The following is a 20,055-nucleotide window of genomic DNA, read 5'->3' as shown; positions in this document are numbered from 1 at the left end:
TCGCGGCTCCTCATCGGCGGCAAGGAGCCGCATGATAGGCCCATGGGGATACAGCCAACGGGCAGACGTCCGCCGCCGTGGGAGCGGTCGCTGGGCGCCTCCGACCACCGCGGCGTGGGGGGATGATGACGATAGTCGCTCAGATCGGCCTGTTCGTCATCGGCGACATCGTGTTCGTGGTGTTCTACACAGCCCTGGCCATCGGCGCGCGCCGACTGCTGGGACTGCGGGTGCGCCCGCTGCGTACGGTGGTGGCCGCCACCGTCGGCTGGGTGAGCAGCGTCGTGTTCGTCGGACTCTTCAGTCCCTCGGGCCTGAGCCCCGCGATGATCAGCATTGTGCTCGGGCTGTCCCTGTTCACCACCATGATCTTCCTGGTGGTGGCCGAGATCCTGATGCCGCACGGCCTCCGCCCGCTGATCTGGAGCCGGGACATGCGCGGCCGGTTCGCCCGGATCCGGCGCTATCACCAGGTCGGCGCGATCATCATGCGCCATCGGCTGAGCCGGCTCTTCATTCCGCTGCGCGCCGGAGGCGCGGCCACCGCCGGCCAGCGCCGGGCACGAGCCGCCTCGCTACGCGCGGCTCTGGAGGAGTGCGGCGTCACGTCGGTGAAACTCGGCCAGACCCTGTCCGCCCGCCACGACCTGCTGCCGTACGAGTACATCGAGGAGCTGAGCAAGCTGCACGACAACGTGCCGCCCAGCGACTGGGAGGACGTGCGGATCATCCTCACCGAGGACCTCGGCGCACCCCCGGAGGTCATCTTCGCCGAGTTCGAGCAGAAGCCCATCGCAGCCGCCTCCATCGCCCAGGTGCACCGGGCCACGCTGCAGTCCGGCACCAAGGTCGCGGTCAAGGTCCGCCGGCCCGGGATCGTGGGCACGGTGGAGGACGACCTGAGCATCGTCGGCCGTCTCGCCAAGACGCTGGAGGCACGCACCGACTGGGGCAAGCGCGTGGGCGCCGTCGCACTCGCGGAGGGATTCAGCGCGGCGCTGCGGGAGGAGCTCGACTTCCGTACCGAGGCGCGCAACATCGTCACGATATCCACGGCGGTCCGGGCACGGCACCGGCGTCCCCGGGTCCGGCCGCCGCTGGTGGTGGAATCGTTCTGCACCGACCGGGTGCTGGTGATGGAGTTCCTCGAAGGCGTCCCGGTCGGTTCGGCCACGGGTGTGCTGTCCGACCCCGGCCTCGACCGGCGCGAGCTCGCCGCCGACCTGATGACCTGCGTGCTGGAGCAGATCCTGCTGGACGGTACGTTCCACTGCGACCCGCACCCCGGCAACGTCCTCGTGATGCCGGACGGGAGCCTCGGGCTGCTCGACTACGGCGTGGTGGGCCGGCTCGACCCGGTGATGCAGGAATCGGTGCAGCAGCTGCTGTTCGCCATCGACCGCAACGATCGCGCGGGAGCGACCGACGCCCTGCTGGAAATCCTCGAACAGACCGACGACATCGACAAGCAGCGTCTCGAGCGCACGATCGGCCAGTTCATCACCCGCCACGTCGCCCTCGGCAACGCCGGACTCGACATGATCACGGAGCTGATGCGCGTCGTCACCGGTTACGGGCTGACCGTGCCACCCGAGGCCGCCGCGATGTTCCGCACGCTCGCCACCCTGCAGGGCACGCTGAACAGGCTGGACCCATCGTTCGACCTCTTCGAGGAGTCCCGCGCCTTCGCCAGTCACCAGCACGTCCGGTTCCGTGCGTTCGTCGACGCCGCGCATGGTGCGGGTGACGACATGATGGCGTTCCTGCCGAGTCTGCGCCGTCTTCCCCGGCGGCTGGACCGGATCACCGCGGCGCTGGAGCAGGGGCAGTTCCGCGTCTCGGTCAGCCTCTTCGCGCACGAACGCGATCGCCGGCACATAACCAGCCTGGTCCATCAGGCCCTCCTCGCTTTTCTCGCCGCCGCGACCGGCGTCATCGCCGCGATGCTGCTGGGCAAGGAGGGCGGCCCACAGGTGACGGAGGAGATCAGCCTGTTCTCCTTCTTCGGCTACAACCTGCTGATCGTGAGCGTGGTGCTCATGCTCCGTACCCTCGTAAAGATCTTCCGGCGGGAGTCCTGAGTTTCACGGATTCGATCAGTCCTTGGTACACCCCGTCCGGCGGCCGAGACTGCCAGTGACACGGGTCTGCTCAGCGTGGCCCGGCAGTCCATCGCATCCTTGTCGGGAGGACGAGCAGCCATGGCCGCACCGCAAACCGCTCCCCGCGCCACGATCCGTGCCTGGTCCGCGGTGTCACCGTTCGGAATCGGACGTGACACCTTCATCGAGGGTCTGCGCTCCGCCCGGGAGACCGCGGTCGTCCCGGATCGGGAGCGCTGGGAGGTCACCGACGCCAGCGCGCACCTGGTGCCCGAGTTCGAGGTTCGTACCGTTCTCGGCAACAAGGGAACCCGGTCGATGGATCGCGCCACCGGCCTCGCCGTCACCGCCGTGCGCCAGCTGATCGGCCCCGACGCCGCCGCCGGGCAGCCGGACACCGACGAGACTGCTCTGGTACTGGGCACCACGGGTGGCAGCCTGCACAGCATCGCCAGCTTCGCGCGCGACAGCCTCACCTCCGCCAAGCCGTACCTCGTCGACCCGGCCCGCTTTCCCAACGCCGTCATGAACTGCGCGGCCGGCACGTCGGCCATCTGGCACGCGCTGCGCGGCCCGAACGCGACCATCGCCGCCGGCCGGGTGTCCGGTCTGCACGCGCTGTCGTACTCGCTGCGGCTGCTCAGCGGCAGGCGGGCGGCTGCCGTCTTCTGCGGCGCGGTCGAGGAGTACTCCGCCACCCGGTCCTGGATCGAGGGAGCCGGCGGAGCGGATCCGGACGCCGGCAGAGTCCTCGGTGAGGGCTGCGCCATGCTGCAGATCGACCCGGTCCGCCACGGAGGACAGGGCGACGTGGCCCTCGCCGACGTTCTCACCGTCGAACTGGGAATCTTCGACGACGACCCGGCAGCCGTGCTGACCGCGTGCCTGCGCCGGGCCGTCGAGCGCACCGGAGCGAGCCCGTCCGACATCTGGGCGACGTCGGCGGGCGCCTCCGGCGACGAGCTCGGCACGGCGGAGGAGAGTGCGATGGCCGCCGCTTTCGGCGACATCACCCCGGTACGGGTCCCGGCGCTCTTCGGGGACACGGGCGCGGCGTCGGTACCGTTCCAGATCGTCACCACCCTGGCACTCGCCCAGGAGGCACCGGACGCCGCCGGGAGGATCGCCGTCATCACCGCGCTCGACGCGGACGGCCAGGCCGGCTGTGCTCTGCTGCGGATCCGCTGAATCAGGCCTCACCCGTACCGACGAAGCAGCCGGCCGTGGCAGACGGCCGGCTGCTTCATGTGCGCACGCACTCCGCGTCCGGGCTGGGCCTAATGTGGGGGTCCGGCGCCCACCCGGGCGCCGGACCCTCACTCGCGACCACCGGTCATTCGTAGGCGATGGCCTCGAGCACTTTCAGCTTGGCGGCACGGCTGCCCGGCCCGAGCGCCGCGAGCCAGCCCACCACCAGCGCCGCGACCAGGTAGACCACCAACAGCACCCACGGCACCGAGAGCGCCGTGATGCCCTCACCACGCAGGCCCTTCACCACCGCGACACCGAGCACCGTGCCCAGCACGACGCCGGTCAGCGCCCCGAACAGCGAGATCAGCACCGACTCGGTGGTGACCATCCGGCGCATCTGGCCCCGGATCATCCCGATCGAGCGAAGCATGCCCAGCTCCCGGGTCCGCTCCAGAACGGAGAGCACGAGGATGTTCACGACGCCGAGGATCGCAATGATCATGGCGACGGCGAGCAGGAGCTGAACCACCAGGATGATGGTGCCGATGCCGTTGCCGACGGTCTCCACCAGGTCCTTCTTCGTCTGGACCTCGACCTCGGGGCTGCCCGCCAGCAACGACTCCACGGTCGGCTTCACCTGCTCGGCCGAGGCGCCGTCCCGGAGATCGATGTAGGCCTGGCTCGGCTGGTCGGTGCGGAAGCCGGCCTGCGCCGCCGACCAGGGAACCGTGACCCTGTCAGCGACGGTCGTGTCCTTGTAGACGCCTGTCACCGGAAGCGTCAGCGCGTCGCCGCGGCCCATCTGGAGCTTGATCTGGTCGCCGGCCTTCAGCTTGAGCCGCTCCGCCGTCGACTCGTTCATCACGGCGCCACTGCCGTTCGCCGAGCCCTGTGTGAACTCCATACCGACGATGGCCGCAGCCGCCGCCTGGTCGTCCCACGAGAACAGGAACTGCTTGTTGCCGTTGACCTCGCCGTACTCGGAGGCATAGCCGGCCACCGAGGCCACATCGGGCAGCGCGCGGATCTGCTGCAGAGCGGCCGGGCTGACCGTGGGCGGCACATTCCCGCTGCTCAAGTTGATGATCGAGAGGTCCGCACTGAGTTGGTTGTCCACCGTCTCGGTGGCGCTGTGCTGCAGCGACCTCATCACGGTGCTCATGCCGGCGACCAACGCCACGCCGATCATGAGAGACACCGCGGTGGCAGCGGTACGCCGGGGGTGGCGCACCGCGTTCAACCAGCCGAGGCGGGCCGCCGTCGAGCGGGTCACCGGCTTGGCGAGCACGTTGACCACGGGCCGGGTGAAGGCCGGGATGAGAATCGCGGTCGCCACGAAAGCGAAGAGCACGCCGGCGAACAGCGCCGGTAGAGCCTCGCTCGCGATTCCCAGTGCCAGCAGGACCGCGCCGATGACGAGGAGCACGAGTCCGACGATCGTCTGCTTCCGGCCGGGACGGTCGTCCGCCACGGCCGCCGCCTCACGCATGGCCGCGATGGGCGGCACCCGGCTGGCGCGCAGGGCTGGAACAGCCGCGGCCAGCGTGGTCACGCCCACGCCGAGAAGGAAGGACACCACCAGGGCGGTGCCCGAGACGGTGAACCCACCGACTGCGAGGCCGCTGTCCTCGTCGGCCACCACGCCGGCCACCACGCGGCCCAGCAGCAGGCCGAGTGCGGCGCCTACGATCCAGGCCACCAGACCGACCAGCACCGCTTCGAGCAGCACCGAGCGCCGCACCTGTTTGCGCGATGCCCCGAGGGCTCGCATCAGCGCCAGCTCGCGGGTCCGCTGTGCGACGACCACGGAGAACGCGTTGACGATGAGGAAGACACCCACCAGTACGGCCACCGCGGCGAATCCGAGCAGCAACGAGGTGATCGTGGTGAGCAGGCCCTTGCTGGCTCCGGCCTGGTCGTCGGCGAGCTCCTGACCCGTACGCACCTCGAAGCCCTGGCCCAGAGCAGCGCTCACGTCGCTCTTCAGCGCCGCGGCGTCCGCGCCGGACCCGAGGCCGACGTTCACCGCGCTGTACGCGCCGGCCTGGCCGAGCATCAGTTCCTGAGCGACCGGCTCGGTGAAGATGACGGTCTGCTCGCCGGCGACGAAGTCGGGGCGGCCGTCGAACTCCACGACACCGGCGATCGTGAACTCGCGGCGCGGCTGCAGCGTCAGCACACCGACCCGGTCGCCGGGCTTGAAGCCGGTCTTGTCAGCGAGCGCCGCGTTGATGGCGATCTCGTCGGCGGTTCGCGGCGCGTTGCCCTCCCGCAGCTTCGGCGCGCCCCACTTGTCGCTCCAGGCTTGCCCGAAGCGCTGCGACGAGCCGCTCGGTACCTTGCCGTCCTTACCGATCAGCCGGGCACCCGGTACCCGGACAACGCCCGTGGCGTCATTGACCCCCGACACGCCTTTGACCCGCTCGACCGAGGCCGCGTCGAGCGGCTTCGGAGCGGCCGCGTCCACGCTGTCCGCCAGAGGTGCCTCGGCCGTCACCTGCAAGCCGACATCCTCATAGGCGGTGTCGTAGGCCGACGAGAAGGCCTCGCTGAGCGTGGAGTTCATGGTGAGTGCGCCGGAGACGAACGCCACGCCGAGAACGATGGCGAGCGCGGAGAGCACGAGCCTGAGTTTCCTCGCCAGCAGGCTCTTCATGGTCGCGCGGAACATCAGGACCTCGCCGCCGACACCGGCGAGCCGGGACGGTCGATCTCCTTGAGCGTGTCAAGGATCGTCTCGGCCGTCGGCTTCTCCAACTCGTTGACGATGCGGCCGTCGGCGAAGAAGACGACGCGGTCCGCGTAGGTGGCCGCCACCGGGTCGTGGGTCACCATGACGATGGTCTGACCCAGGTCGTCGACGGAGGTGCGCAGGAAGTCCAGCACATCGGCCCCGGCTCGGGAGTCGAGGTTGCCGGTCGGCTCGTCAGCGAAAACGATCTCCGGCTTCGAGACCAGGGCACGGGCGCACGCCACGCGTTGCTGCTGGCCGCCGGACATCTGCGAGGGGCGGTGGTGCAGGCGGTCGCGCAGTCCCACCTTGCCGATCACCTGCTCGAACCACTCCGCCTCGGGCTTGCGGCCGGCGATGGCCAGCGGCAGCTCGATGTTCTCCTGAGCCGTCAGCGTGGGCAGCAGATTGAACTGCTGGAAGATGAAGCCGATCCGGTCGCGGCGCAGCGTGGTGAGCTGCTTGTCGTTCATGCCCGTGATCGACGTGTCGCCGATGAAGACGTCGCCCTCGGTGACGGTGTCGAGGCCGGCGAGGCAGTGCATGAGGGTGCTCTTACCGGAGCCGGATGGTCCCATGATCGCGGTGAACTTCCCGGCAGTGATGTCGAGGTCCACGCCGCGGAGGGCGGCCACCTCCGTCTCTCCGCCGCCATATGTCTTGCATACCCCTACCGCACGAGCAGCGACTGCTGCCGGTGACACCGCCTGTGAAGCCACAGTAGATCCTTCCATCGAGCTCATTGAAAACCAGGCATACCGAACCCGGCGCGAAGGAAGGAGGTCAATTCGAATTCCTTTATGCACCGGGCCGCCGATAAAGCTCACAAAATCACTCGCGGCGGTTACACCCCCCGCTCACGCTGCGGAGAAAGTGCCTCTCGCCCCCAGAGACGGGCCGGCACCAGAACAGCAACCCGCGGCAGCCACGCTATGCGGCCTATTGTGGATCGAGCAGCGTCACTTCGAAGAATTGGCAGCGATCGAGGCGAGTGACGCGTTCTCACCCGTTCGGTGAGCCCTCAGCCCGCTCACAGCCTCGGCTCTGCAGAATGTGTGGCATGGTTAAAATGTCGGTTGCTGGAACGCGCATCCCACGACAATGGCCATTCTGGGCCCCCCGCGCCGCGGCGCTGGCCGCCTCGGCGCTGGGCACCGGCGTCCTGGTGGGCTGGTGGGCTGGATACCGCTCGCTCGCGGGCCTGCCCGGCACGGCGCTGCCCGGTGGCCTGATCCTGCTGGGCGGCGCGATCGCCGCCCTCGCGACGTTCCAGCAATGCGGGTCCCGGGTTCCGCGCCGGGCGGTCACGGGTGCCATCTGGACAGTGGCGGTTCTCGCTCTCGCCGGCAGCTGCTGGCTCCTGCTCAACCTCATCCAGCTGGCGCTCACCGGCAAGGTCACCAACGCCGACGGCGAGCCCGCCTGGACGGCGTTCCTGGAGCGGCTCGCCCTGACCCTGGTGGGCGCGCTATTCGTGGCGACCGCCCTGGCCTGGCGCCGCACGGAACGATGCGCGCGATGCGGGCTGTCGCACCCGCGGGCCGTCGTCGACGTACGCCGTCCGCCCGCGCACGCGGCACCGCGGCGCATCCTGTACATCGCCTACGCGGGTTGCCTCGCCTGGCTTCCCTACGCGGGCACCCACACGCTGGGCGCCATGGGCGTGCCCGGCGTCGAACCGGACGGGTTCCGCCCCACGACGGCCGTCCTCGTCGTCTTCTGGATCGGGATCGGCCTCGCCACGTTCCTCCTGCTCGGCCTCGTACGCCCCTGGGGCATGGTCTTCCCCCGCTGGACCCTGTGGCTGGCCGGGCGACGCGTTCCCCGCTTCCTGCCGCTGGTTCCGGTATGGCTGATCGCACCGACCTTCGTGCTCTACGGACTCGGCAGCATCGTGTACGTCGTCCTGCTCATCACCGGCGTGATGCAACTGCCCAACGGCGAGACGGTCGGCCCGCTCGGCTTCGCGCAACCGCTCTCGTTCTCCGGTTACGGGATCGCCCTGACGATCGCCGCCGCGTCGTACCAGGTCCGTACCCGGCCGGTGGGAACTCTGGCGGTCGGTTGCGCGACGCCGGACCCGCGCGGCGAGCCCTCGGACGTGGCGCTGTAGCGGCAGCCGGTATAAGACGAGGATCATTGCCGCTACGTGAACGATAACGGACGAAGGATTGCAAGAACCGCTAAGAAACATTTAAGCTCTAATATCGGACGTTCGACTATTTACGATCCGCGTACGAAAGGTACACGCTGGGGCGATACGTCGAATCGCTGGCATTCCCCCTATGCCGGGCGTTTGCCGCGTCGAACTCCGGGAGCTGACACACGGTCACCGAATTCGGACCGTCCGCCGGCGCGCGCGCAGTTGACGCCAGGCACCCCGGCTCTTCCGCGAGAACGGCGTGGCCCGCATGGGTGCTGGCCGCGATCGGCGTGATCGCGGGCCTGCTCTATCTGTGGTCGATAGCCCGCATGGGCATGGGACACCCTTACTACTCGGCGGCGGTGCACGCCATGTCGCAGAGCTGGAAGGCGTTCCTGTTCGGCACGACCGACCTGGCCGACGTGGCCACCCTGGACAAGCCGCCGGGCGCCTTCTGGATCCAGGCCCTCACGGTCCGCGTCTTCGGATATCACGGCTGGTCCGTGCTCGCGCCGCAGGCCGTGGAGACGGTGCTCGCCGTCCTGCTGCTGCACCGGGCCGTGCGTCGCTGGGCCGGCGAGAACGCCGGGTTGCTCGCGGCCGCGGTGCTGGCCGTCACGCCGATCATGGTGGCCGTCGCCCGGGCCACCACCGCGGACCCGCTGCTCGTCCTGGTGTCCGTGGCGGCGGTGTACGCGCTGACCCGCGCGTTGCAGCAGGACTCGACGCGCTGGCTGCTGCTGAGCACGGCGCTCGTGGGTTTCGGCTTCACCACCAAGATGCTCGTGGCCTGGCTGATCCTGCCGCCCATGCTCGCCGCCTACCTCATCGCCGGTCCGGCCTCGTGGCGCAGGCGCGCCCAGCAACTCGCCGCCGCGGCCGGAACCCTGCTCGTCGCCTCGTTCTGGTGGGTCCTGGTGGTGGACCTGTGGCCCGGCGACCGGCCCTACATCTCCGGCAGCGGGGACGGCACGGCCCGCGACCTGGTGTTCGGCTACAACGGCTTCGGCCGGCTCTTCGGCGGTGACGGAGGCGGCGCCAACGCGACGGCGATCGTACTGGCCGGCTGTCCCGGACCGGAGCGGCTCTTCGCCAGCCAGGTCGGCGGGCAGGCCGGCTGGTTGTTGCCGTTGTGCGGGCTACTCCTCGCGGCGGTGGTCGTGAAGGGAGTCGTCATGTGGCGGCAGGGCCGCCCGGCGCGACGGCTGACGGTGGCCGGTTGGGTGGTCTGGGGCGGGTGGCTGCTGCTGGCCGCTGTCCTGCTGAGCACCGCGAAGGGTCTGCTGCGCCCGTACTACACGGCGATGCTAGCCCCGGCGATCGCTGCGGTGGCCGGAGCCGGCTCGGTGCTGCTGTGGCGCTGGTACCGCTCCGGCGATCCGGCCGGATGGCTGCTGCCGCCGGCGGTCGTCGTGACCACCGCCTGGTCGTACGTCCTGCTGGAGCGCTACTCGTCCTGGCATCCGTGGAGCCGGTGGGTGGTGCTGGGACTGGGTGCCGGTGCGGCCCTTGCCCTGTTCGCCGTTCGTGCGGCCGGCACGGCGAGCCGGTTCCCCGCCTCCCGCGGGCTGGCCGCCGCGCTGTCCGTCGCCGCGATGCTGCTCGGGCCGGTGGTCTGGTCAGCCGGCACGACGTTCGGTCCCGTCGCCCCGGCGGCCGCGATGGATCCACTGGCCGGTCCGCCCGCCCTGTCCGGCATAGCCACCGCCGATCCCGTCGTCACCGCGCTCATGATCGACACTCGCGACGGGAAGCTCTATCCGGTGCAGGAGGCCATCCTGGACTTCGCCACCGCCAACTCCCCGTCCCAGCGGATCAAACTCGCCATCGAGGGTGGGGGCGTCCTCAACACCTCCTCCTATCTGCAGCACAGCGATCAGCCGGTGGTCGGGCTCGGTGGCTTCCTGGGCCAGGACCCCGCGCCGTCGGCCACCGAACTCGCCTCGTGGGTGTCGGACGGTGAGATCAGGTTCGTCGCGATCAACCCGGCCTTCCGGAGCCCCGAGCTGGCCGCCGAGGCTCGCGACGTCACCGAACGCATCGCCTGGGTGTCCGCGCACTGCGCTCAGGTGCCTGTCGCGTCGTACTGGGCACAGCCGCCGCCTCAGGATCCGTCCTCCATGCTGCTCGGCGTGCCGGAGCTCTTCGACTGCGTCGCACGCTGAGGTCCACGGCATTCGAGTCTTCGTTGCCGGCTGGCATCCCGGCAGCGCAACCGTTCTCCTTGACCTGACGCCCCACTCCCGGAAGGAAACGGTCGATTGCCACAGCGCACCTCGTCCTCACGGGAGGCGTCCCGCCAGGTCGTGCCGCCGCAGGTGGTCCGCCGGTTGCTGGCCGCCGAGGCGAACGAGCCCGGATGGCGGGCACCCGGATGGCCGGGCGCCGGTGACCTCGACGACCGGCCCGCCGCAACCGGCACTCACGCCCAGGTCCACCGCGCCAGGTGGACGGACGGACGCGACGTCGCCGTCAAGATCCAGCATCCGGGAGCGCTGGCCCGGGCCGGCAACCAGCGATCGCGGATGAGCCGCATGTCCGGCATGCTGCGTCTGATGAGCCCGGGCTTTCCCGTCGACGCGCTGATCGAGGAGATCCACGAGGCGGCGCTGGCCGAATTGGACTACCGGCAGGAAGCGGCGAATCAGCGGGCGTTCGCCGCGGCGTACCGCGACGATCCCGATCTCTTCGTGCCGGAGGTGCTGTACGCCGGTGAGCGGCTGATGGTCGCGGAGTGGGCGGCCGGGGTTCCGCTCACCGAGGTGACCCACGCCGGCACCCGCGCCGAGTGCGATCGCATCGGTGGCGTTCTCACGGCACTGCAGCTCAGCGCGCCGTCCCGGACGGGCCTGGTGCACGCCGACCCGGATCCGGACAACCTGCGGCTGCTGGACGACGGCAGACTGGCCGTCCTCGATTTCGGTGCGGTCGCCGAACTACCCGCGGGGCTGCCGGCCGATCTCGGCCGGCTGCTGCGTGCGGCCGCTGACGGCGACGGCGGTCAGGTCACGTCGATCCTGCAACGCCTTCAGGTCGTCGCACCGGCACACCGCGTCGACCCGCGAACCCTGCTCAGGCTCGCCGAGGAGACGGTGTTGCCCACTCTGCGGCCCGGATTCCGTTTCGACCAGGGCTGGCTCAAGCGCCGCGTCGTCGCCGTGATGTTCGGCCGGCACAACGTGTCCACCATCCGTCATCTCCGGCTGCCACCCGGCTACATCCAACTCGTGCGAGCCGTCGTCAGCACGGTGGACACGCTGTGCGCACTCGAGGCCGGCGTCGACGTCCGTGCCGCCATGGCGCGGTGGCTACCCGGATTCGCCGCCCCGTGACCGCACACCGGGTAGCGCGCAACGCCGTCAGGCCACCGCGACCCGGGCGCTCACCTGCTCGCCGATCATCCGCACCAGCCGATCCAGGCCCTGCTCGATCGTTTGCGGGGTGAGTGTGCTGATCGACAGCCGCAGCTCCCGGGTCGGCTCGGACGACTCGTAGAAGTGCGCCATCGGCGTCCAGATCACCTGGTGAGTACGCGCCGAGTGCTCCAGCATCTCGTTGCCGACCGGCACCGGAAGAGTGACCACGAGGAAGAACCCGCCGCTCGGCGCATTGACCTGCACCAGGCCGCTGAGGCCGGCCCGCTCCAACCGGGCACGCAACCCCGACCCGACCTCGGCGAGATTGCTGCGGTAGAGGTCGTGCTCGCGCCGGTTCGCCCGGGCGAGGCTGAACTCGTTCTCCAGCAGCGCTCCGCCGATCATGGCCTGGGTGAAGGGTGAGGTGTTGACGGTCACCATGCTCTTCACCTTGGCCAGCTCGTCGGCGAGCCGCACCGAGAAACCGTCCGCCGTGGCCACGCGCTGGTCGGCGACCACGTAGCCCACGCGGGCGCCCGGGAACACCGTCTTGGCGAACGATCCCAGGTAGATGACGGTCCGGTTCCGGTCGAGTGCCTTGAGCGTCGGGGGCCGCGGTCCGCCGTCGTTGAACAGGCCGTACGGGTTGTCCTCCAGCAGCAGGACGTCCTCGGCCGCCGCCAGGTCGAGCAGCCGGCGCCGCACCGAGACATCGATGCTGAGACCGGACGGGTTGGCGAAGTCCGGCATGACGTAGCAGAGTCGCGGCCGCCGCCCCTCCTGGCGGACCCGCCGGATCGTCTCGGCGAGCACGTCCAGGTCGATGCCGTCCGGGCCACCCGCCACCGGCACCACCGGCATGTCGACCAACCGGGCCGCGCCGGTCAGGCCGACGTAGGTCGGGCTCACCGCGAGGGCGACGTCCCGCTCGTCGCGCCGGAACGCGCGCAGCACCAGCAGCATCGCCTCCTGGCAGCCGACCGTGACCACCACGGACTCCGGATCGGCCCGGATGTCCTCGTCGGTGCTGAGGTGGGTCGCGATCAGATCGTTGATCAGGCCCTTGGTGTTGCCGTACTGGAACAGCGCTCGCGAGATCCGGGCGGGCGACATCGAGCGCTCGTCGCGCAGATACGCGTGGTACCGATCCAGGTAACGGGTGATCGACCCGACGTCGAAGAACGCCTCGGTGGGCCGTCCGGCGGCGAACGACACCGCCTCGGGATAGCGTTCGGCGATCTGATTGAGGAAGTTCATCGATTCCAGAACCGGGTCGCCGAGCCCCGCGAACAGCTCTGTCGCCGCTAGATCCGTCCCGCTCTTCATCGTCTGCCTCCCGGTCGTGCCGCGGGCGTCAGAGTCCGCAGCTGTCGTATCGAGGACGGGTCACCGCAGCCGGCCAGCGCCATCGCGTTGTCGAGCTCGTCGTGCAGCAGGCTGAGGACGTGCGCGACCCCTGACTCGCCGCCCAGGGCGAGGCCCCAGCACACCGGGCGGCCGAGAAGCACCCCGTGCGCGCCCAGAGCGAGTGCCTTGAGGACGTCACTGCCCGAACGGATGCCGCTGTCGATCAGGACCTGGACGCTGTCGTCGAGCGCGTCGACCACCGCGGGCAGCACGTCGACGCTGGACGGCGCGCCGTCCAGCTGACGGCCGCCGTGGTTGGACACCACTATCGCGGCGACGCCCGCGTGCGCGGCCTGCCGGGCGTCGTCCACATCGAGGATTCCCTTGACCACCAGCGGCAGCCGGGTGTGCGCGGCCAGCCAGGCGAGATCGGCCCAGGAGAACGACGGGTCGAACGCCATCGCGGTGTGCGAGGCGATCGACGATCCGCCCGCGGCGATGTCGCGCGAAGCCTGCTGTTCCCCGAAATGGACAGCGCGGACGTCCGCCGGCAGCGTGAACCCACGACGGAGGTCCCGCAGGCGTCGGCCCATGGCGGGCATGTCCACGCTGACCACCAGTGCCTCGCAGCCCGCGGCCTCGGCACGGCGGATCAGGTCCAGCATGCGGGAGCGATCCTTGAGCCAGTAGAGCTGGAACCAGAGCGAGCCACCGCAGGCGGCCAGCTCCTCCATCGGGGTGCTGCTGAGCAGGCTGACCACGTACGGCACGCCCGCGACCGCCGCCGCGCGAGCGACGGCGAGCTCGCCGTGCGGGTGGAAGAGCTTCTGGTACGCGATGGGCGCGACAGCCACCGGCATCCGGGCCTCCCCGTCCACCAGCCGGCAGTGGAGTGAACGCTCGCTCAGGCCGGTCAGCACGCGGGGCACGACGGCGAGCGCATCGAGGGCGGTCCGGTTGGCTCCCAGTGTCACCTCCTGGCCGCTGCCTCCGACGAGGTAGTCCCACACGTCGGCCGGCGTACGGCCCGCCGCCTCGCCCTCGGCCTGTGCCACGGACACGATCGAGCTGAGGTCGACCGGCGGGACCGCCGAGCCCGGATGGATCGCCGGATCGTCCTGCCCCGTGGAGCGGGGGCCGGCGTCACCTGGCACGGTGACGCCGGGCTCCGGGACCGGGTAGAGCTTCGTCACTGCGGCTCCTGCTTGCTGCGCTGCAGCTCGACCGCCTCGTACAGAGCTTTGATGTTGCCGCTGCCGAACGTGCGCGCACCGGCCCGTTCGATGATCTCCATGAAGAAGGTGTTCTTCGGGTGGGTCGACCGGGCGAAGATCTGGTAGAGCTGACCGTCGTGGTCCTCGTCGACCAGCAGGTTCAGCGCACGCAGCTCACCGACCTCGTGCCGGCTCAGCTCCAGCCGCTGCGCCAGCAGGTCGTAATACGTGCTGGGCGTCGCCAGGAACTCGACGTCCCGCTCCACGAGCGTGCCGACGGATCGCACGATGTCGTCGGTCGTGAGGGCCACGTGCTGTACGCCGGCACCGCCGTGGTTCTTGATGAACTGATCGATCTGGCCGGGGTCGCGGGTCACGTCCGGTTCGATCAGGGTCAGGGTGACCGCCCCCGAGCGGCTCTGCACGACCTTGGAGAGCATCGCCTGGCTGCCGACGACGATCCGCTCCTCGAAGATGGTCGCGAAGTCCAGCACCGCCACGTAGAAGTCGACGGTCGGGTCGAGCTGACCCGCCTCGAGACAGACGGCGAAGTGATCGACCTCGCGCAGGCCCGCAGTGGCCTGTGCGGTCACTTCGGCTCCCGCCGCGAAGCCGGGCGGGAGCGTTGACGCGCCGTCACGGTACTCGACGAAGGTGTGCACCACGTCGCCGAATCCGGCGATCGCGGCGGTCACCCGGCCGTCCTTCTCCGACGGCCCGCTGATCGGCTTGGCACCGCGCCGCACGGCCTCGGCGAACGCGGCGCCGGCGTCGCCGGTGCGCAGCGCGACGTCGGCCACGCCGTCGCCGTGCTGCTCGAGGTACGCCGCGCCGGGGTGATCCCGGATCAGCGGTTCGGTGAAGACGAGGCGGATCCCGTTGGAGATGAGGGCGACCGACGTCTCGTCAGCCGACCGGCCCGACACGAGATCCAGTCCGTAGCGCTGCCCGAAGCCGGCCGCCTTGGTCGCCACGTCACGCACGTAGAACCGGATGTGATCAACGCTCAACTGGTCGAATGTCGAATGTTCTTGTCCGGTGGTCACATTCCTCACCTCTCCTGTCGGCCCGTCCCGCGCCGCACGTTCGGTTGCCCGGCGCCAACGGAAAGAACTGGCAATTACGGGGGCTCATTCGTCGGACAATCAAGTGACGTGATTCGCTCCGAAGGCGTCCTGCCGGTCTCCGCCGGCGACGGCCCTCGCCTCTGCCAGGGGCAGCCTAGAAAAGGCCGGTCCGAACGGGCTCGTCAGATCGAAAACTTCGAGCCATCCGGCCCCTCGACAGCCGCGCGATCGACCATTGTGCGGAATGGCTATCCGCGATCCGGCGCTTCCGACGGCGCCATGGAGCGGCTCCAGGGACCAAGGAGCAATATGCGCGAGCGAAAAACACCGGGGCACGGGGCCGAAATGATCCCCGGCCCGCTGGATTGGCGGCGACGCTGGCCCGCCTGGGCGGGTTACGCGGCGAGCGGATGGGCGCTCGCGCACGGCGGCGCGGTACTCGCGGCCACCGGCAGAGGATCCCGCTACCGGGGCATCCCCGCCGGCAAATGGGTCGCCGGCGGGGTGCTGGCCACCGCGGCGGCCGCGGCGGCCGCGTCGGTGCGTCCCTGGGGTCGCAGGGTGCCGTCCCGGGCCGTCACGACAGGCATGTGGGGCGCCACCGGAGTCACCACCGCGGGCAGCGCCTTCCTGCTCCTCTACCTCCTCGAGCTGGCGGTGAAGGGCACCGTCACGGATCGCGACCAGAACACCGACTGGCCCGGGTTCGCCGACCGGCTGAGCTGGACTGCGGGTGCGGCCCTGTTCACCGGCGCGTCCATCGCCTGGCGTCGCCGCACCCGGGATGCCTGCGTCTACTGCGGACAGCAGCATCCCGAGGGCGAGCGGGCCGGCCTCGAGTACCCGGAGCCGGAGCCGCCCAGGCCGTGGGTGCGGAACCTCGCCTACGCCGGCTGCGCGGGATTGCTGCCGTACTCCGTGATGCATCTGCTGGTGGCCAACGGCCGGCAGCCTTTCGGGCTGAAGCGGGAGGACCTCATCGAGGGCGGCGCCGGCGGCGCCTGGCTGGAGATGCACGGCATCCCGTGGGTCGACATCGCCGCCGGGGCGGGCGCTTTTCTGCTGCTCGGACTCACCCACCGGTGGGGCGAACGCTTCCCGGCCTGGACCCTGCCGCTGGCCGGCCGGCGGGTGCCGCGCTTCCTGCCGCTGATACCCGCCTGGGTCACCGGGCCGACGCTGGCCGCCTACGGGACCGTCGGCGGCGGCTTCACCGCACTGGCCGCGTCCGGCTTGATCCGCGGGCGCTGGGAGGCCGACCAGCTACGGGTGGCCGGCGTCGCGATGACGGCGTTCGGGACGTTCGGTACGGCCCTGACCGCGGCCGCGTGGTCGTACCAGCAACGCACCCGCCCGCACTGTGTCATGGACGCGGCCGTGGTGGAGCGGGCCGGGTCCGCGGCCACGGGCAAACCCGCCCGCCCCGCCGCGACCGGCCGTTTTCGAATCTTCGACGTAGGAGTCAGGACACTGCGGACCCTGCTCAGAATGACCGCGACGAAACCAGGTCGCAGATGACGACGACAGAGGTGGTGAGCGTGGACTACGCGCTGGAGGTGGACGGCCTGCGCCGGGAATTCGGCAAGACGCAGGCCCTCAACGAGATCAGCTTCTCGGCACGGCGCGGAACTGTTCTGGGCCTGCTCGGCCCGAACGGTTCCGGGAAGACGACCACGGTCAAGATCCTGTCCACGCTGCTGCGGCCCAGCTCCGGCAGCGCCCGGGTGTACGGCTTCGACGTGGTCAAGGAGGCAGCCCGGGTCCGCGAGACGATCGGGCTCACCGGCCAGTACGCGGCCGTGGACGAGGACCTCAACGGCCGGCTCAACCTGGAGCTGATCGCCCGGTTGCTGGGCTACTCGGCGAAGAACGCCCGGGCCCGCGCCGACGAGCTGCTGGAATCCTTCGATCTGGTCGATGCCGCAAAGCGCCCGGCCAAGACCTACTCCGGTGGCATGCGTCGCCGGCTGGACCTGGCCGCCAGCCTGATCGGCACGCCCGACGTGCTCTTCCTCGACGAGCCGACCACCGGTCTGGACCCGCGCAGCCGGGTCGCCGTCTGGGACCTCGTCCGCCGTCTGCGGAGCGAGGGCATCACGGTGCTGCTCACCACGCAGTATCTCGAGGAGGCGGACCGCCTCGCCGACGAGCTGGTCGTGCTCGACCACGGCGCGGTCATCGCCGCGGGCACCCCGACCAAGCTCAAGCGCCAGGTCGGTGGCCAGACACTGGAGGCGCGGCCCGACGATCCGGCTCGGCTCGACGAGGTCGCCCTGGTGCTCGGTGAGATTACCGGGACGAAGGCGGCCATCGACGCGGACACCGGCGTGGTCGCCGTGCCCGCCGCCGACCCGGCCGTCCTCTCCGCCGCGTCGGATCGGCTCGGCATCGCGGGCATCACGGTCGCGGCACTCGGCCTGCGCCAGCCGAGCCTGGACGAGGTGTTCTTCAGCCTCACCGACGGCACGCCGCAGGAACGTACGGCCGAGGACGCCACCGAGCACGCGAAGAAAGAGAGCCTGGTATGACCGCCACCCTGATCGAGCCGCGCCGGGTGCAACCGCGCTCGACGTCGCCCATGCCCGCCGTGCGACATGGCTGGACGATGGCCTGGCGCAACCTGGTCAAGCTGCGGCTCGCCCCGCAGATCGTCGTGTTGTCCGCGATCCAGCAGATCGTCATGCTGCTGGTCTTCCTGCTGATCTTCGGTGGGGCGGTCGCCGGCGACCGCGGCGAGTACCTGTCGTTCCTGCTTCCCGGCATCCTGGCGCAGAACCTCGCGTTCCAGATCTCGTCGGCCGCCGCGGCGATCCAGAGCGACATCCGCAAAGGCATCTTCGACCGCTTCCGGAGCCTGCCCATCGCCCGGTCGGCCCCGCTGGTCGGCCACATCGTCGGCGACCTGCCGCGCCTGGCCCTCGCCAACATCGTGGTGGTCCTGACCGCGGTGGCCTTCGGCTTCCGCGTCCACACCGGCCCGCTCGAGGTGCTGCTCGCCTGCGCCATCATCCTAGTGATGGCGGTGGCGTTCAGCTGGGTGGCCGCCACCATCGGTCTGTTCGCGAAGCGGCCCGAGAGCGTGAGCATGATGGGACTGCTGGTCATGCTGCCCCTCGCCTTCGGCAGCAACGCCCTCGTGCCGACCACCAGCCTGCCCGGCTGGTTCCAGAGCTGGGTCCGGCTCAACCCGCTGACCTACCTGTCCGACGCGCTGCGGTCGCTGCTCACCGGCCCGGTCGAGTCGCGGCCCATCCTGCTCACGCTGCTCTCGGCGGTCGTCGTCACCCTCATCTTCATGCCGCTGGCGATCCGCGCGTACGCCCGGCGCCTCTGACGAACCGCGCTGCTGGTCACCGAAGTAAAGGGCCGCCGGTCGTCGACCGGCGGCCCTTCGTCGTCTCGGTGCGCAGGCCATCAGGTGCCGGCCGGCCGGCCGCCCGGCGCAACGCGTCGGGCCGCTGCTCGAAGCACCGGACACGTTCGCACCACAAGAAGCGGCCACCTCGTCCTCTTCGAGAAGATCGACCGTCTTCTCGCAGAGTGACCAGGTGGCCGCCTCAGGTCAGTGCCTCGGACGACCGAGGCCGAGCTCAAATCCCGCTGCGATTCCCGTCCTCCACCAGGACGGCGGGCAGCTCGACCAGCGTACGGGCCAGCGGGCCGGGCACGTGGCGCAGCTCGTTGACCGGCACCGCGAGACGCGACTGCGGGAAACGCTCCAGGAAGCGGCCAATGCAGACCTCGCCCACCAGCCGGGCCATCGCGGCGCCGAGGCAGTGGTGGATGCCGTGACCGAACGCCAGGTGACCGCTGGTGTTGCGGTGGATGTCGAACTGGTCGCCGTTCTCGAACTTCTCGGGGTCGTGGTTGGCGACGCCCAGGGGCAGCAGGACGACCGTGCCCCGCTTGACCACCGCGTCACCGATCTTGGTGTCGGCGGCCGCGAAGCGGGGGTTGGTGACGAACTGGGCGCCGTCGAAGCGCAGCGCTTCCTCGACGGCCGGACCCAGCAGCGACGGGTCGTCGAGCACCTCCTGCTTCTGGCCGGGGTTGCTCAGCAGCGCCGCCAGGCCGTTGCCGATCAGGTCCACCGTCGGCTCGTGGCCGCTGACCAACAGGGAGAGGTTCATCGAGATGAGCTCGTGCTCGCTGAGCCGGCCGTCCTCGGCGTCCTGCACCTGGATCAGCTCGCTGAGCAGGTCGTCCTTCGGCTCCGCCCGCTTGTCGATGATCAGCTGCTGGAGGTTCTCGACGACCTGTTCGGCGAGGTCCGAGAAGCCCATGTCGCCGCCCTTGTGCACCCGGGTGCGCTCCTCCCAGGCCTGGAACGGGCCGATGTGCTCCTCGGGTACGCCGAGCAGCTCGCAGATCACCTTGATCGGCAGGCTCCAGGCGTACGCCATCAGGTCCACGACCGAGCCGTCGGCACCCTTGGCCTCGAGCTGGTCCAGCTGCGTCGCGGTCAGCTCCTCGAGCTTCGGGCGCAACCGCTCGATGCGACGCATGGTGAACGCCTTGGCGAACAGCTTGCGCCGGCGGGTGTGCACCGGCGGGTCCGCCGTCTGCATCTGGGCGTCGTAGCGGCGCCACACGCTCTTGTCGTTCGGGTTGCGGGTCTCGAACTCCTCCTCCGGACTGGCGTGCAGGTCCGGGTTGAGGTGAGCGTCGCGGATGTCGCGGTGACGCATGGGCACGAGCCAGAACTTCGGTACGTCGAGCTGCGGGCCGGACGGCAGCTCCACCCACCAGAACGGGGACTGCTGCTGCAGCGAGCGGAAGAAGGCCGGCTTGTCCCGGACCATCTCCGGATCCATCATCTGGAACACGGGCCAGTCCTGGCCGGGGCCCGGACCTCCCGGGTTCGCCACGGGTGAAGCGTTCGCGGACATGCCGCCTCCTCGATC

At 70.0% G+C, this 20,055-nt stretch carries 14 protein-coding genes; 8 read left to right on the top strand and 6 right to left on the bottom strand.

Annotation, left to right across the window (positions count from 1 at the left end):
- The first annotated feature begins 122 nt into the window (after positions 1–122).
- On the top strand, positions 123–2,081 hold the full coding sequence (locus I4J89_RS40750) for an ABC1 kinase family protein (RefSeq protein WP_230860447.1): 1,959 nt from the start codon (positions 123–125) through the stop codon (positions 2,079–2,081).
- Positions 2,082–2,201: 120 nt separating this feature from the next.
- On the top strand, positions 2,202–3,290 hold the full coding sequence (locus tag I4J89_RS40745; protein WP_196419566.1) for a beta-ketoacyl synthase N-terminal-like domain-containing protein: 1,089 nt from the start codon (positions 2,202–2,204) through the stop codon (positions 3,288–3,290).
- A 145-nt stretch (positions 3,291–3,435) separates the two neighbouring features.
- On the opposite strand, the gene I4J89_RS40740 is transcribed toward I4J89_RS40745, so the two are convergent.
- Together I4J89_RS40740 and I4J89_RS40735 are read right to left on the bottom strand one after the other, a co-directional pair.
- The gene (locus I4J89_RS40740) at positions 3,436–5,964 is read right to left on the bottom strand and encodes an ABC transporter permease (protein ID WP_196419565.1); all 2,529 of its coding nucleotides are present in this window, start codon (positions 5,962–5,964) and stop codon (positions 3,436–3,438) included.
- Complete coding sequence (locus tag I4J89_RS40735; RefSeq protein WP_196419564.1) at positions 5,964–6,758, bottom strand: ABC transporter ATP-binding protein; 795 nt, start codon at positions 6,756–6,758, stop codon at positions 5,964–5,966. The genes I4J89_RS40740 and I4J89_RS40735 overlap by 1 nt, the downstream gene beginning before the upstream one ends.
- 335 nt (positions 6,759–7,093) lie before the next feature.
- On the opposite strand from I4J89_RS40735, the gene I4J89_RS40730 reads away from it, so the two are divergent.
- From I4J89_RS40730 to I4J89_RS40720, 3 genes are all read left to right on the top strand, one after another.
- Positions 7,094–8,137, top strand: coding sequence for a hypothetical protein (locus I4J89_RS40730; protein WP_196419563.1), 1,044 nt, complete (start codon positions 7,094–7,096; stop codon positions 8,135–8,137).
- Between the two features lie 302 nt (positions 8,138–8,439).
- Positions 8,440–10,332: an ArnT family glycosyltransferase gene (locus I4J89_RS40725; RefSeq protein WP_196419562.1), complete on the top strand. Its 1,893-nt coding sequence runs from the start codon at positions 8,440–8,442 to the stop codon at positions 10,330–10,332.
- 96 nt (positions 10,333–10,428) lie between these two features.
- A complete protein-coding gene (locus I4J89_RS40720; protein WP_196419561.1) occupies positions 10,429–11,499 on the top strand; it encodes an AarF/UbiB family protein in 1,071 nt (356 codons plus the stop codon).
- Between the two features lie 27 nt (positions 11,500–11,526).
- Here the strand turns inward: I4J89_RS40720 and I4J89_RS40715 are convergent, their stop codons facing one another.
- From I4J89_RS40715 to hppD, 3 genes are all read right to left on the bottom strand, one after another.
- A complete protein-coding gene (locus I4J89_RS40715; protein WP_196419560.1) occupies positions 11,527–12,849 on the bottom strand; it encodes an aminotransferase-like domain-containing protein in 1,323 nt (440 codons plus the stop codon).
- On the bottom strand, positions 12,846–13,976 hold the full coding sequence (locus tag I4J89_RS40710; RefSeq protein WP_196419585.1) for an alpha-hydroxy acid oxidase: 1,131 nt from the start codon (positions 13,974–13,976) through the stop codon (positions 12,846–12,848). Before I4J89_RS40710 ends, I4J89_RS40715 begins: the two co-directional genes overlap by 4 nt.
- Before the next feature lie 83 nt (positions 13,977–14,059).
- A complete protein-coding gene (gene hppD, locus I4J89_RS40705; protein WP_230860446.1) occupies positions 14,060–15,094 on the bottom strand; it encodes a 4-hydroxyphenylpyruvate dioxygenase in 1,035 nt (344 codons plus the stop codon).
- Positions 15,095–15,460: 366 nt separating this feature from the next.
- Here hppD and I4J89_RS40700 point away from each other — a divergent pair, with 366 nt between their 5' ends.
- From I4J89_RS40700 to I4J89_RS40690, 3 genes are read left to right on the top strand one after another with little or no spacing between them, the layout of a single operon-like run.
- Entirely contained in the window at positions 15,461–16,669 is a 1,209-nt protein-coding gene (locus I4J89_RS40700) for a hypothetical protein (RefSeq protein WP_196419558.1), read from the top strand.
- Positions 16,666–17,679, top strand: a complete 1,014-nt coding sequence (locus tag I4J89_RS40695) for an ATP-binding cassette domain-containing protein (protein WP_230860445.1) — start codon at positions 16,666–16,668, stop codon at positions 17,677–17,679. The genes I4J89_RS40700 and I4J89_RS40695 overlap by 4 nt, the downstream gene beginning before the upstream one ends.
- Positions 17,676–18,485, top strand: coding sequence for an ABC transporter permease (locus I4J89_RS40690; protein WP_196419557.1), 810 nt, complete (start codon positions 17,676–17,678; stop codon positions 18,483–18,485). The genes I4J89_RS40695 and I4J89_RS40690 overlap by 4 nt, the downstream gene beginning before the upstream one ends.
- A gap of 256 nt (positions 18,486–18,741) precedes the next feature.
- On the opposite strand, the gene I4J89_RS40685 is transcribed toward I4J89_RS40690, so the two are convergent.
- A complete protein-coding gene (locus I4J89_RS40685; protein WP_196419556.1) occupies positions 18,742–20,040 on the bottom strand; it encodes a cytochrome P450 family protein in 1,299 nt (432 codons plus the stop codon).
- Positions 20,041–20,055 lie beyond the last annotated feature (15 nt).

This window comes from Actinoplanes aureus, assembly GCF_015704865.1.
Taxonomy (GTDB): domain Bacteria; phylum Actinomycetota; class Actinomycetes; order Mycobacteriales; family Micromonosporaceae; genus Actinoplanes; species Actinoplanes aureus.
The sequence above is the reverse complement of the archived record's forward strand: the minus strand, read 5'-3'. Positions and strand labels throughout refer to the sequence as shown.

What these genes read in the sequence shown, in the direction of transcription:
- I4J89_RS40750 (WP_230860447.1), top strand. Translation starts at nt 123, where the DNA reads ATGATGACGATAGTCGCTCAGATCGGCCTGTTCGTCATCGGCGACATC.
- I4J89_RS40745 (WP_196419566.1), top strand. Translation starts at nt 2,202, where the DNA reads ATGGCCGCACCGCAAACCGCTCCCCGCGCCACGATCCGTGCCTGGTCC.
- I4J89_RS40740 (WP_196419565.1), bottom strand. Translation starts at nt 5,964, where the DNA reads ATGTTCCGCGCGACCATGAAGAGCCTGCTGGCGAGGAAACTCAGGCTC.
- I4J89_RS40735 (WP_196419564.1), bottom strand. Translation starts at nt 6,758, where the DNA reads ATGGAAGGATCTACTGTGGCTTCACAGGCGGTGTCACCGGCAGCAGTC.
- I4J89_RS40730 (WP_196419563.1), top strand. Translation starts at nt 7,094, where the DNA reads ATGTCGGTTGCTGGAACGCGCATCCCACGACAATGGCCATTCTGGGCC.
- I4J89_RS40715 (WP_196419560.1), bottom strand. Translation starts at nt 12,849, where the DNA reads ATGAAGAGCGGGACGGATCTAGCGGCGACAGAGCTGTTCGCGGGGCTC.
- I4J89_RS40700 (WP_196419558.1), top strand. Translation starts at nt 15,461, where the DNA reads ATGCGCGAGCGAAAAACACCGGGGCACGGGGCCGAAATGATCCCCGGC.
- I4J89_RS40695 (WP_230860445.1), top strand. Translation starts at nt 16,666, where the DNA reads ATGACGACGACAGAGGTGGTGAGCGTGGACTACGCGCTGGAGGTGGAC.
- I4J89_RS40690 (WP_196419557.1), top strand. Translation starts at nt 17,676, where the DNA reads ATGACCGCCACCCTGATCGAGCCGCGCCGGGTGCAACCGCGCTCGACG.
- I4J89_RS40685 (WP_196419556.1), bottom strand. Translation starts at nt 20,040, where the DNA reads ATGTCCGCGAACGCTTCACCCGTGGCGAACCCGGGAGGTCCGGGCCCC.